This is a genomic window from Bacteroidia bacterium (assembly GCA_023228875.1).
Taxonomy (GTDB): Bacteria; Bacteroidota; Bacteroidia; order NS11-12g; family UBA955; genus JALOAG01.
Map to the genome: position 1 here is coordinate 199,180 of JALOAG010000004.1, position 13,453 is coordinate 212,632.

The window sequence follows — 13,453 nt, forward strand, 5'->3', positions numbered from 1 at the left end:
CGATTTAGTTCTTAACCCTACGGTTATTTTTTTGTTTTTATTTCAACATCAATGATGTCTTTGGTGTCTGCTTGAATAGGTTCTGAATCAACTGTTGCGCTGTCGATTGTTTCTTCGTCTTCAATCTGGTCTAATAACTCATCTTCGGATTCTTGAATGATTTTTTCATTATTCTGAATCTTTTCAACTTCTGTGTTGTCATTTGAATTTCCACTACATGCTGCCAATATGAGACTTGAAGAAAGTAAGATTAAAAAAGTCTTTTTCATTGTAAATTTGTTTGAAGTGCAAATGTAATCTTTAGTTTTACTTGTTAAATGCATTTGTGAAAAGCCTGCATGAAACTCCGCTTGTAAAGAAATTATAGCCGCTTATTGTTAAATTTTACCGATGGTTTTTATTTGCTTTGATGGGTCGTGGTTTTTTGGCTATCTTTGAAATGATGAAAACTGATATGGATATTTTAGTCAATCATAAATTAGCTCATGCACTTCTTGGTTCGCATGCTGTCTTCAATTACCTGACTGCAATCCAAAATCAGATTACTTTTGATCAAAAACGCGATGCCCTTAATAGCTTGTCAGCCTTTGCAAAATTTCAACGCAAGTTGATTTCTTTACCGGATTCGGAACAATGGTCTGTAAAAGAGGAGGTATTATTAATCAATGAATATTTTGCAATTGAAAAACTGCGTTTTGGCACTCAAATAGATTTTGCGTTAATCAACCAAGTGACTTCAAGACAAATGCCTAGTTTGGTTTGTGTTCCTTTTGTAGAACTGCTATTAGCAGCTGCAATGAAGTCTGATTCTAAACCCGTATTCTTTGAAATCACTTTTGTAGAAGAAGGAAGCGTGTTGCGTTGTTACATATCGGTAAACAAGGTGCTCAAACCAATTGATAAACAAGAGAGAAATACAGAACAAAAAAAGCGATTCGAACTTATTAAGGAAAAATTGTTGATGACAAACACCGCATTAAATGAAATAATAAATCGCAAACAAACACAATATACACTCATATTTACACACTAAACACCTACACTTATGCTAAGAACAATTATTATTGATGATGAACAAAATGTACGCGAAGTGCTCAATAAATTACTAATGGATTATTGTCCTGTGGTGAAAATAGAAGCACTGATAGGAGGCATTGAAGAAGGGACAAAGGCAATTAAGGAACTGAAGCCGGACTTGGTTTTTTTGGATATTGAATTTCCTGAGAAGTCAGGTTTTGAGTTAATAGAAGAATTAGGACATGAGGATTTTGATGTTATTTTTATCTCAGGGCACGAAGAATATGCGCTGAAAGCTTTTAAAACCGAAGCGGTTGACTATCTCTTAAAGCCTTTTAACGTGGAAGACCTTGAAACGGCTGTAAATAAAGTAATCGAAAAGCGTAGAAAAGCAGAAACAGTGCGCTATGCTGATGTGTTTATGCAGAAATGGACAGGGTCTCAGGAGCAATTGATTGCATTGACAAGTTCAGACGGGTTATTATTTGTTAAGGTAAAAGAAGTCATTTATTGTAAGGGTGATGGAGCTTACACCTATTTTTACTTGAAAGATCGCGACAGAATAACAGTTGCAAAGAATCTAAAGGAATTTGAGAATCTGTTAAAAGGCATGGGATTTTATCGAGTACACAAATCATATCTGATCAATCTCAATGAAATGAAGAAATATTTGCGCGGAGAAGGAGGTTATGTGGTTATGAGTAACGGTGACAATGTTGAAGTGTCTAAAAGAAAGAAAGAGGGTTTTCTGTCAAATCTTGCTAAAGTCTAAAGCGGTCAGGATATGAAGAGATTTATACTCATTGTAAATTTTCTTTGTTTGATCTTGTCGGTGAGTGCTCAACTCCCTACCATCAAATATCCTGATATAAAATTTCGCAATTACTCTATGGAGCACGGTTTGTCCATGTCTTCTGTATTGCAAATTACACAAACTAAGAATGGCTATTTATGGGTTGCTACCCCGGACAAACTCAATCAATTTGATGGATATGAATTTAAAGCTATAAGACATGTTTTTGGGAATACAAATACTCCTTCGGATAATTATATCACTGCTTTATATCCATTGCCTGACGGTAGTTTGTTGATTGGGACCAATAGCGGGTATGTAGATCGGTATTTCAATGAAACTAAGACTTTTGAACATTATAAGATTTGGAATACACCTGAAGAGGGTGTTGAAATCAGAGGGTTCTGTAGGCAAGATTCCCAAACAGTGTTTGCGTTTACAATGGGTGGTGGGATTATTAGTATTCATGTTCTTTCCGGTGAAATTAGCCGGATTAATTCAGATAATTCCTCTTTGGAATCTGACTTTGTACAAGCCATGTGTAAAGTGTCAGATGGGGTTTATGCTGTAGGAACTGACAAGGGTGTTTTTTTCTTAGAGTTGTCGAGCAACAATTTTACAAAAAAGGTTAGTTTACAAGGTCATTCAATCAGCAGTTTGGCTGTATATAAGGGGAAGCTCTATGCCGGAACAGCAGGAACCGGGTTGTTTGCAATTGATTTGCGCAGCTATCATGAGCAAGCTGTTCCTTTAGGCAATGAGGTTGAAGATGAATTCTCTAATATCAATGTTTTGCTGGCTGATTCAAAGGGTAATTTGTGGATAGGAACAACCTTTGATGGATTGGTCATTATTAACAGTGATGGCAGTCAGTATGTGATTCAAAGGGTCTTTACTGATAATTTTTCTTTGATAAATAATACCATCTATGGGATTTATGAAGACATGGGAGGCAATATTTGGTTGGGTACAATCAGCGGTATTTCAGCTTACATGCCTCTCAATCAGCAGTTCAAGTTTTATCGACCTAACCCTGAAAAACCTGGTACACTGAGTAAACAAATCTATCCAATTTACGAAGATAGACAACACCAAATATGGTTAGGAACACTTGAAGGGGGGGTGAATCGATTTGACCCTCAAACAGAAAAATTCACCGTTTTTAATAGAAGCAATACAAGTGGACTCACTTCCAATAGTATTAGAGCGATTTTCCAAGATTCAAGAATGAGGTATTGGATAGGGACAGGCGAAAAAGGACTGTTTGAGTTCTTTCCACAAGAAAAACGTTTTGTGCCTGCAACAGATGACAAAGGGGGACTGCTCAGCCATAGTCCGATTCGGTGTATTTATGAAGATAAACACGGATTGCTGTGGATTGGGACAACAGAAGGACTGGTGGGGTGGAATCCGCTCACCAAAGAAACCTACAAGGATTTTGAGTCATCTACGAGAGACTATCCTCCGCAGGTTGTTTATGATATCAAACCGGGTCGTGCAACGAATTTGGTATGGATTGCTTCTTTTGGACAGGGGCTGTTTGAATTTGATATTGAAAACAAAGTATTTGTCAGCGTGTATTCAACCGGCAAAAAAGGGTTTTCAAATATGAATAACAATGTGATGTCAATTAAAAAAATGGGTGCTGACACCTTGCTTTTAGGAACTTTTGGAGGCGGTATCAATATTTTTGATTTAAAAAGGAATGTTGTTACTTCCTTTTCTGAGGTGGATGGATTGCCAAATGATGCAGTGTATGGATTGTTGGTAGATAAAAATGGAAATTGGTGGGTGAGTTCCAATAAAGGTATCGCAAAAATTAATCCTGTCAAAAGAACAGTACAGAGTTTCAATAGACCTGAGCAAGTTCAAAGCCTTGAATTTAATGAAGCTTCATTTTTAGCCTCATCACAAGGACTGTTTTTATTTGGAGGAATAGAGGGTCTCAATGTTTTTGACCCTATGCAAATCAAACCCAATCCGTTAGCGCCTTTCATTAGTATTACTCAAATGAAGATTTTTGACAAAGTACTTAATACGTTGGGGGCTGAAGAAACCCAATTAGCGTATAATAAAAACTATGTTGGATTTGACTATGTTGGAATTGAGTTGTTAGATCCTGATAAGGTGCAATATAGGTACATGTTAGAAGGAGTTGATGAAAATTGGATTGATGCAGGCACCCGCAGGTTTGTTCAATATTCCGCTTTGCGTCCGGGTAAATATGTTTTTAAAGTCCGTGCAGTGAGTCAAGATGGAATATGGTCGCAACAGATTGCTTCTAAGTCTTTTGAAATACTACCCCCATTTTGGCTTACATGGTGGTTTATTACGCTGATTGCAATTGTATTGATTTTAGCATTGTATGGAAGCTATGTGGTGAGGGTGAATAAGTTGAAAAGCGAATTTCAAACAAAAGTTACAGAAGTTGAATTGAAAGCATTGCGCTCACAAATGAACCCGCATTTTATCTTTAACTCTATCAATAGTATTCAGTATTATATCCTCAACAAGAACCCTAAAGTTGCTTATTCATACCTTACAAAATTTTCAACTTTGATGCGAAAGATTTTGCAAAATTCCAGAGTGAATTATATCTCGCTTGAAGAAGAGTTGGAGTCATTGCAATTGTACATTGACCTTGAGAATATTCGTATTGAAGGAGAGTTGTTGTATAAAGTGGAGATAGATGAAAATGTAAGCCCCAAAACACTTTTAATTCCTTCTATGGTGCTTCAGCCTTTTGTAGAAAACTCAATAGTTCATGGGCTATTAAACAAAGAAGGAGAGAAAAGAATCACACTGAGGGTCAGAAAAGAAGTCTCACATATTTACTGTGAGATTGAGGATAACGGAATTGGAAGAGAAAAAGCAAAGGAATTGAATGCCGGAAGAACTAATAAACATGAATCAACCGCCATGAAAGCAACAATCGAGAGGTTGGAATTGCTCAATATGGGAACTAATAAAAAACTCACAATCAATATTATTGACCTGGTTGACGAAAAGAATGACCCTAAGGGTGTATTAGTTCAAGTATTTATTCCGTTTAAAAAAGGATAAACTCACGACATGCGCATACTAATATTGGATGATGAAAAAAAGAGTAGAGAGGTGCTAAAAGCACTCATTGAACTCTATTGTGAAGGAGTGGAACAGATTGAAACTTGCCAAGATATTTCAAGCGCAAAACTATTAATCGCTGAATTCAAGCCGGATCTTGCTTTTATGGATATCAGCCTTCGTGAAGGGGATTCATATCAATTGTTGAACGAGATGGGTGAATTTGATTTTGAGATAATCTTTATTACTGCCTTTGATGAAAACTCTGTCAGGGTCTTAAACTATTGTCATATTCCAACCTTAATGAAGCCCATTGATATTGAACAATTGGAAAAAGAAATGAGCAAAGTGCAAGACCTTTTACATAGCGGTTATTCTATGAGACACTATCAATTAGCAAGGCATTTGTTTAAAAAACCGGTTCAAATCTTGCCCATTTTTACTCAAAACCGCTGGGAACTTATTCAAGTGCCGGAAATTGAAGCAATGGAGTCGGAACCTGGTAAAACAATTTTGAAGATGAAAAATGCACCGGATATTCATACACCTGTTGTGCTTTCGGTGATAGAGAAGATAATAGAATGATATGGGTTAAAGCAGTGAATCATTGGGTTAAAACTTTTTCATTTATTTAATCCTTTTCAGGTGCATCTCGTCCATTTTTTGGCAAGAAAATTGACTCAGAGGACAACTAAATCAAAAACCTTATCATCTTTGCAATTATGAAATTAATACATTTTGGAGTGATAGCTTGTTTTGGCTTATTGTTACTTAACTCACCGCTTTCTGCTCAAACAAAATCCCCTTTCTCTTTTGAAGAATATGAACATAATTTTGGTGAAGTGTATGAGAATGGAGGCATGGTTAGCACTAAGTTTTATTTTAAAAATACCGGTGATCAGCCTTTGTTTATTAGCAATGTGAATGTTAGCTGCGGTTGTACAGAACCAAGTTATAGCAAAGACACACTTAAGCCCGGTGAAAAAAGTTATATCACTGCTCGTTTTGACCCTACGGGTCGTCCGGGTAGCTTTGACAAAGCTTTGACAGTTACGTTTAATAATAACCCCGGTTTTACTGCTCATTTGAAAATCAAAGGGATGGTGATTTCGGTTGGGCAACCGCAAAAAGGTAAATATGCTTTTCTGTATGGAAATACATCCTTGAGCAATACTACCTTTGACTTTGGAATTATCCAACAAGATAAAGAATATGTGGCTACAATCAGAATTTCCAATGATGGATATAACCGTGTTCAATTTTTGGGTTTCCAAAACCTGCCTTCCTACTTTAAGGTTTCATACCCGGATTTCCTCAATAGTGGCGATACCGGTGTAATTACATTGAAAACTACTAAAGCAGACTTGAAAGATTTTTGGGGTGAGTTTAGTTTTCGTTTGATAATGCTCTCTAATGATTATTTAATGAGCCAGAAAGTACTGTATGTAAAAGGGAAAACTGTTCAAGATTTTTCTCATTTAAGTAAGAAAGAGTTGGCGAATGCTCCGGTAATCAAAGCTGAAACTACTTCTTTGAAATTTGGAAAACTTAAATTAGGAGGTACGGTATCTAAGACTATCACCATTACCAATAAAGGAAAATCAAACCTCGAAATCAGGAATATTCATTACCCTTGTTATTGTTTTAAAGGGGAAATTGACAAAACTGTTATTCCTCCAGGAGAATCCGCTACACTTACCTTAACCTTTGATAGTATTGGTCAGCATGAAGGTAAACTAATCAGAGGGGTGATGATCTATTCTAATGACCCCAAAAACCCTGAATTTGGAGTTTATGGAGAGGTTGAAATTTATAAAGACTAATAGTGTTTTTATATATTTTCAGCAAAAGCCTCAACCAATCGATTGCCTGAATTTTTGAATGATTTATTTTTGTGAGTAATTCTATGAAACACAAGATATTATTTTTGTTTGGAGCTGCTTTCTTTGGCTTTGGTGGTGCGTGGTTGTTTAGTGTTGTTAATAAACCACAAGAGGATTTTTACAGTAAATTAACTGAAATAGAAAAACAACACCAATCCACCCCTGTTTCAATGCAAGGCGAAGGCAGATTGGCTGACATCCCTGATTTTGTACAAGCATCATCTATTAGCACCCCGTCTGTGGTGTTTATCAGGACTACATCAGAAGTGAGGACATCAAGCCCTTTCTGGTTTTTTGATTACGACCCATTTGGCAGTATTGGTCAAGTTTCCAGTTCAGGTTCGGGTGTGATTATGTCTAAAGATGGATATATTGCAACCAACCTTCATGTAGTAAAAGATGCAGTTAAGATTGAAGTAGTGTTAAACAATAAGAAGAAAGTTTATCCTGCAAAGTTGATAGGTTCTGACCCTTCTACTGATTTGGCTTTGATAAAAATTGATGTAAACGATTTGCCTGCAATCAAAACAGGAAATTCAGATAACTTGGCAATTGGTGAATGGGTGTTGGCAGTGGGTAATCCGTTCAATCTAACTTCTACTGTAACTGCCGGTATTGTGAGTGCAAAAGGAAGAAATATTAATATTGTACACAATCAGTTTCCAATTGAATCCTTCATCCAAACAGACGCAGCCATTAATCCGGGAAATTCAGGTGGAGCCTTAGTCAATACAAAAGGAGAATTGGTGGGAATCAATACAGCGATTATGTCTCAAACAGGCTCATACAGCGGATATGGTTTTGCTATTCCTGTAAATATTGTGGTGAAAACTGTCAAAGACCTAATTGAGTTTGGCGAAGTACAACGCGGGTTTACCGGTATGGATGTGGCAGATATTGATTATGAAACACAACAAAAATTAAAGATTTCTTTTGATAACGGTGTGTATGTTGCCAATGTGTTGGAGGATGGTCCTGCTTTTAAAGCCGGTATTCGTGCAGGTGATTTGATTGTGGGTATTCAAGACAGGGTGGTTGATACGAAATCCTCTTATGATGAATATTTGTCCTACCAAAGACCGGGAGATAAAATTAAAATCAGTTATAAAAGAGATGGCAAGGTAAAAGATGCTGTCCTTACGCTCATCAACAAACAAGGTAACACTGAGTTAATTAAGAAAACCTCTATCCGGTCGGATGCCTTAGGGGCAGATTTTTCTGTTGTAACAAAACTTGAAATGCAACGCTATGGAATTGATTATGGTGTTAAGGTAACAGAAGTGCGCTCAGGATTTATTAGAAGAATGGGACTTTCAGACGATTTTATCTTTGTGAAATTTAATGGCAAAGAATGTCGAGAGCCGGAAACAGTGATTAAGTGGTTGTCCAATGCAAGTGGTAGAATCCAAATTGAAGGGATTTCTGCCGATGGTCAACGCAAATACTATAACTTCTACGGATATTAAGTGTTTTTGTTTTAATCATAACAATTTTGATGTGTTTGAGATTTGAGTAAAAAATCACATGTCTTAAATTAGAATTGACACTCAGGTCTGATTTCAAAAAAGACCTTAAAAACCCTACTTTTGCACCTCAATTTTTACCATAATGTTTAGAACACACACTTGCGGAGAACTACGTATTTCTGATGTTGGAAAAGAAGTAACGCTGAGCGGCTGGGTTGCGATATCCAGAGATTTTGGAGCTTTGACTTTTGTAGATTTAAGAGATAGATATGGCATCACTCAGCTTGCATTTAATGAAGAAACAAACAAAGAGTTGTTGTTAGAGGCGCGCAAATTCGGGAGAGAATATGTAATTCAAGCCAAAGGCATTGTTACAGAACGCAGCAATAAGAATCTTCATATTCCAACCGGTGAAATTGAGATAGTGGTGCAATCCATTAAAGTGTTAAATGTGTCAAAGATTCCGCCTTTTACCATTGAAGAAAATACAGATGGAGGTGAAGATTTGCGAATGCAATATCGCTATCTGGATTTGCGTAGAGAGTCAGTACGCAAAAAATTGGAGATACGCCATCGAATGGCTCAATTTACTCGTGATTATTTGTCCAAAGCCGGTTTTCTTGAAGTGGAAACCCCTGTGTTGATAAAATCAACGCCTGAAGGAGCGCGTGATTTTGTGGTTCCGAGCAGAATGAATGAAGGTGAGTTCTATGCTTTGCCGCAATCACCGCAAACTTTCAAGCAATTGTTGATGGTTGCCGGTTTTGATAAGTATTTTCAAATTGTAAAATGTTTTAGAGATGAAGATTTAAGGGCAGACAGACAGCCGGAGTTTACACAAATAGATTGTGAAATGTCGTTTGTGGAGCGTGAAGATGTGTTGCAAACTTTTGAAGGTCTGATAAAGTTCCTTTTTAAAAATGAGAAAGGATTAGAAATTCCTGAAATTCCTCGCATGAGCTATGCCGATGCGATGAGAAACTATGGTTCAGATAAACCGGATTTGCGTTTTGAAATGAAGTTCCATTATTTAAACAAAGTTGCCAAAGGCAAAGGTTTTGGAATTTTTGACCAAGCCGAAAGTATTATTGCAATCTGTGCTAAAGGTGCGGCAAATTATACCCGTAAGCAAATCGATGAACTGACTGAATATGTTAAAAGACCGCAAGTCGGAGCAAAAGGACTGATTTGGTGCAGGTATGATGAAACAGGATTGAAGTCTTCGGTAGATAAGTTTTACACTGTGGAAGACCTACAGTCATGGGCTTCAATTTGTGGTGCAGAGCAAGGTGATTTAATTCTAATCATGAGCGGACAAACAGAATCAACTCAAAAACAAATGAATGAATTGCGTTTGCTGTTAGGTACGCAGTTAGGCTTAAGAGATAACTCGGTATATAAACCCTTATGGGTAATAGATTTCCCATTATTAGAATGGAATGAAGAAGCCCAACGATACTTTGCAATGCACCATCCTTTTACGTCTCCAAACCCTGAAGATATTCATAAATTGGATGCAAATCCCCGAGAAGTCAATGCCAATGCTTACGATTTGGTAATTAACGGAGTTGAAGTAGGAGGGGGTTCTGTTAGAATATTTGACAAGCAATTACAAGCTAAAATGTTTTCTATACTTGGGTTTACGCCTGTGGAAGCACAAAAGCAATTTGGATTTTTGATGAATGCATTTGAGTATGGAGCTCCCCCACATGCCGGCATTGCCTTTGGTTTTGACCGTTTATGCTCACTTTTTGGCGGTTCTGACTCTATCAGGGATTATATCGCTTTCCCTAAGAACAATAAGGGTAGAGATGTAATGATTGATGCTCCGTCCACTATTGCCCAAGAACAACTTGATGAATTGAATTTGGCGTTGCGGAATACTGATAACCTATAACGCTAAATATGACTGTGTCTATTCCTCAAAATCGTTAGAAGATAAATCTTCAAAATTCGCACTGCCATTATTGTGTAACATCTTTTGAAAGTTGCACCAACGACATTTTTTATCTCCACAACCTTTGTTAAATTCTTTTGCTTTGATGCCCTTATAAGCAAGGTTGATTTGTTGTTTGACTTTTTCAATATCTTCTTGGGTAATCTGCATTGTATAGTCTTGTATGTCATCTGCTTCTGCTTCTATGAACTCAATTTCTGCTGTGTCAATTTGCCATTTGTGTGTTGAACTCTCCACCAATATTTTATAAAAAACAAGTTGTCTCCAGTAATCGCCACCATGTTTTTTTTCAAATGAGGCATCCTCATTTGCATTTTCTTCTGGTGCTTTGAGTTTGTTTATACCATTAACAACACTGCCTGTTTTGTAATCAATCAAATGGGCTGAATTTCCGTTCAAGTCTAAACGGTCTGCGACTCCTCTAATTATTATTCCATCAAATTCAGCAGTGATATGAACCTCTGTCATAATGGTGGCAACTTGTTTGATGTATGATGCTTTTTTATTATAAAAATTAATGAGTTTTTCTTTCCCATATTCCTTCATAAACTCGAAACTTTCATCTGTAAATGCATCTCTTTGTTTTGCAATATTTTTTACAAACTCTTCGCATAAACGATTGCTATCCCAAAGTATATGTTTTTCATCTTTCTGATAGCTTTTAATCCATTCATCCAATGTGTCGTGAATTGCAGTACCAAAACCCATGTATTTGTTTTTGGCTGATGGTACTTTGAGAACTTTGTCGTAGTAGAAAGACACAGGACATTTCAAGTATTGATTGAGGTGAGAAACAGACATACGATATTGCTCCAAAAAGCGGTCTAACAAAGCATCTTCTACTATGGTTGAATGATTATCTTCGTGTTGGTAGAACTGCGAAGCAATAAACTCTAACCCAATGTTTTGTTCATTTTCAGACGAAAGAAGGTCTGATTGATTTTTGAGAACACAAGTGCCGGATGTTTCTAACTCAGATACGTATTCACTTGCTTTGTCTTTTTCGGTTGAGTAGCTGATTTGTATGCTCTTCTTTGCTCGGGTAACAGCAACAAAGAATAAACGTCTATTCTCTTCCTTCAATGCCGATTCTTCATTTGTGGAATTTGCATAAGGATTTTCGTATAGTAGCACCCTGCCTAATCCATAAGGAGATTTTTGGGATTGTGCTTTCCAAATTTTGTCAGTACATCGAATCATAAAAACATGGTCATATTCTAACCCCTTAGAAGAATGTGCGGTAGTAAAATTCACTCCTGTTGAGGTACCGTACATCCGTTGAATATTAATCCTGATTTTCAACTCTTTCATTAAGTTGAGGTCGTTAATTAATTCAGAGAGTCTTAAACTTGGGTTGCGTTCTACTTCATTTTGAACAAAATCAAAAAATGTTTTTAGCACTTGCATATCCCAATTTTTTTGTTCGGATGTAATTGCGTAAGATAAAATACCACCCTTGGCAATCATTTTTTCTATTAGCTCGGTTACAGTAAAGTTATGTGCTTGTTTAATCCAGTACTCTAAATTTTCGTGTACACGTTTTAATTTTGTATGAAAGTCGTTGGGTTCAAACAGTTGATTTTGCTGTGATTTCTTCGTTTGTTCTGCTAATTGTATCCTCCAATATCGCTCTTCCTTTTTTAGATTTGCATTAGCAATAGATAAGGCAAATTTTGCAATGTCAAGTGGTTCAAGGTTGAAGAAGTTAAAATGTAGTATTTCAAATAATAAATGCTCTCCGGTAAAAGCCTTTCTACTTTCTAAATTGACATAGTTAAGCAGAGTAAGTATATTAATTATGATAGGTTCGTTGAGAATATCTGCCGGTCGTACAGCATTAATAGGAATTTTCTTTGAGGATAAATAATTGGCTATCTCAATCGCTTGTGCGTGATTACGATAAATGACAGCAATTTTTTCAGGTGCAATTTTCTGCTCTTGAATCATGTTGACGATTTGATTTGCAACAACCAATATTTCTGATTGGTCATTTGTAAATTTCACAATGACAGGTGCATCTGCAATATCTTTATAATCTTTATGGCTTGCTATCAGCTCTTTTGTTAGCCCCTCCACTTTGTTCACTAATCGCTCGGAATTGTTTTCAATGAGTGCTTTTGATGCATCTAATATTTTCTGAGAAGAGCGATAATTCATATTTAACACTACTGTTTCAGGATTGTAAGTTTGTTCAAAATCTAACATTCTTCTGTAGTTAGCACCCTGAAAACTATAAATACTCTGGTCGTCATCACCTACAATAAAAACATTTGGATTTTCTTCAGCACCGGCTAAAAGACTTAGTATTTGAGCCTGCAACCCATTGTTGTCTTGAAACTCGTCTAATAAAAGGTAGAGATATCTTTCACGATATGATAAAAGCAAATTCGGATATTTTATAAATGCATCTCGCACCCAAATCAGCATGTCCGCAAAGTCAAATCGCTTTCTGTCTGCCATCTTTTGAAGAAATTTTCCATACAGATTAACAACCTCAATCAGGGTTTGTAATTGTTCTGTTACCTTGGTAATTGCTCCTTGTTTGAGATCGCCTGTTTTGAACTCTTTGTATTTTTTTTTGTAAATAAATTCTTCCATAGTTGGCATCTCGGAGATGTATTGATTTATACTGTCAATCAATGCTGATGCTTCCAAGCTTTGTTCTTTTATCGTCTTAAATATTTCAGATAATTGTTTGGTCTGATTATAGTACTCCCTACTTTTCTTAAGGCGAGAAGAAGCGGGCAACTCATCAAGTATTTCTCTGAGGAGTTGAATTTGTTCTAATTCTGAAATAGGTTGAAGTTCGTTACTGCTAAAAAGACTGTCATTTTCACGTATCACTTCTGCACCAAAAGAGTGAAATGTGTGGACGCTCACATTGTATGCATCGTTGCCAATCATTTCAATGAGCCTTTGTTGAATGGCTCGCGCGCCTGCATCTGTGTATGTTAGACATAAAATACTATGTGAACCAACATCTGTTTGAGTCAGAATATTGGCAATACGGGCAGAAAGTATCTGTGTCTTTCCTGTGCCGGGACCTGCAACCACCATCACAGGACCATCAATCAGTTCCACTGCCTTTCTTTGATTTAGGTTTAGTGCTTCAATTATTTTCTTTAAATCTTCCATAAATAAAAATGGCTTTAAGGATTTAGCCGTGTAGTTTGTAAAACTATGGAAAGATTTGTAAGGACTCCGTATGTAGTTACCTAAAAAATTTTCCACAATATTTCAAAATATAAGTTACTTTTGCTCTTTCTTAACCATT

9 protein-coding genes are annotated in these 13,453 nt (G+C 36.5%); 7 read left to right on the forward strand and 2 right to left on the reverse strand.

What is annotated here, in order from left to right; translation table 11 throughout:
• Nucleotides 1-23: 23 nt before the first annotated feature.
• The gene (locus M0R38_06330) at nucleotides 24-269 is read right to left on the reverse strand and encodes a hypothetical protein (GenBank protein MCK9481360.1); all 246 of its coding nucleotides are present in this window, start codon (nucleotides 267-269) and stop codon (nucleotides 24-26) included.
• Between the two features lie 170 nt (nucleotides 270-439).
• Between M0R38_06330 and M0R38_06335 the strand changes: the two genes are divergently transcribed.
• From M0R38_06335 to aspS, 7 genes are all read left to right on the forward strand, one after another.
• On the forward strand, nucleotides 440-1,033 hold the full coding sequence (locus tag M0R38_06335; GenBank protein ID MCK9481361.1) for a histidine kinase: 594 nt from the start codon (nucleotides 440-442) through the stop codon (nucleotides 1,031-1,033).
• Between the two features lie 12 nt (nucleotides 1,034-1,045).
• Entirely contained in the window at nucleotides 1,046-1,789 is a 744-nt protein-coding gene (locus tag M0R38_06340) for a LytTR family DNA-binding domain-containing protein (GenBank protein ID MCK9481362.1), read from the forward strand.
• A gap of 12 nt (nucleotides 1,790-1,801) precedes the next feature.
• Nucleotides 1,802-4,873 carry a histidine kinase gene (locus tag M0R38_06345; GenBank protein MCK9481363.1) on the forward strand — a complete coding sequence of 1,024 codons (3,072 nt, stop codon included), beginning with the start codon at nucleotides 1,802-1,804 and terminating at the stop codon, nucleotides 4,871-4,873.
• Between the two features lie 9 nt (nucleotides 4,874-4,882).
• A complete protein-coding gene (locus M0R38_06350; GenBank protein MCK9481364.1) occupies nucleotides 4,883-5,458 on the forward strand; it encodes a LytTR family DNA-binding domain-containing protein in 576 nt (191 codons plus the stop codon).
• 137 nt (nucleotides 5,459-5,595) lie between these two features.
• A complete protein-coding gene (locus M0R38_06355) occupies nucleotides 5,596-6,696 on the forward strand; it encodes a DUF1573 domain-containing protein (protein MCK9481365.1) in 1,101 nt (366 codons plus the stop codon).
• A gap of 83 nt (nucleotides 6,697-6,779) precedes the next feature.
• Complete coding sequence (locus tag M0R38_06360) at nucleotides 6,780-8,222, forward strand: trypsin-like peptidase domain-containing protein (GenBank protein ID MCK9481366.1); 1,443 nt, start codon at nucleotides 6,780-6,782, stop codon at nucleotides 8,220-8,222.
• A 142-nt stretch (nucleotides 8,223-8,364) separates the two neighbouring features.
• On the forward strand, nucleotides 8,365-10,119 hold the full coding sequence (aspS, locus tag M0R38_06365; GenBank protein ID MCK9481367.1) for an aspartate--tRNA ligase: 1,755 nt from the start codon (nucleotides 8,365-8,367) through the stop codon (nucleotides 10,117-10,119).
• An 18-nt stretch (nucleotides 10,120-10,137) separates the two neighbouring features.
• Here the strand turns inward: aspS and M0R38_06370 are convergent, their stop codons facing one another.
• Nucleotides 10,138-13,410, reverse strand: a complete 3,273-nt coding sequence (locus M0R38_06370; GenBank protein MCK9481368.1) for an ATP-dependent helicase — start codon at nucleotides 13,408-13,410, stop codon at nucleotides 10,138-10,140.
• Nucleotides 13,411-13,453: the final 43 nt, after the last annotated feature.

Excerpts from the sequence above, each read along its gene's own strand:
- M0R38_06330 (MCK9481360.1), bottom strand. The coding sequence starts at position 269 with ATGAAAAAGACTTTTTTAATCTTACTTTCTTCAAGTCTCATATTGGCA.
- M0R38_06335 (MCK9481361.1), top strand. The coding sequence starts at position 440 with ATGATGAAAACTGATATGGATATTTTAGTCAATCATAAATTAGCTCAT.
- M0R38_06340 (MCK9481362.1), top strand. The coding sequence starts at position 1,046 with ATGCTAAGAACAATTATTATTGATGATGAACAAAATGTACGCGAAGTG.
- M0R38_06345 (MCK9481363.1), top strand. The coding sequence starts at position 1,802 with ATGAAGAGATTTATACTCATTGTAAATTTTCTTTGTTTGATCTTGTCG.
- M0R38_06350 (MCK9481364.1), top strand. The coding sequence starts at position 4,883 with ATGCGCATACTAATATTGGATGATGAAAAAAAGAGTAGAGAGGTGCTA.
- M0R38_06355 (MCK9481365.1), top strand. The coding sequence starts at position 5,596 with ATGAAATTAATACATTTTGGAGTGATAGCTTGTTTTGGCTTATTGTTA.
- M0R38_06360 (MCK9481366.1), top strand. The coding sequence starts at position 6,780 with ATGAAACACAAGATATTATTTTTGTTTGGAGCTGCTTTCTTTGGCTTT.
- aspS (MCK9481367.1), top strand. The coding sequence starts at position 8,365 with ATGTTTAGAACACACACTTGCGGAGAACTACGTATTTCTGATGTTGGA.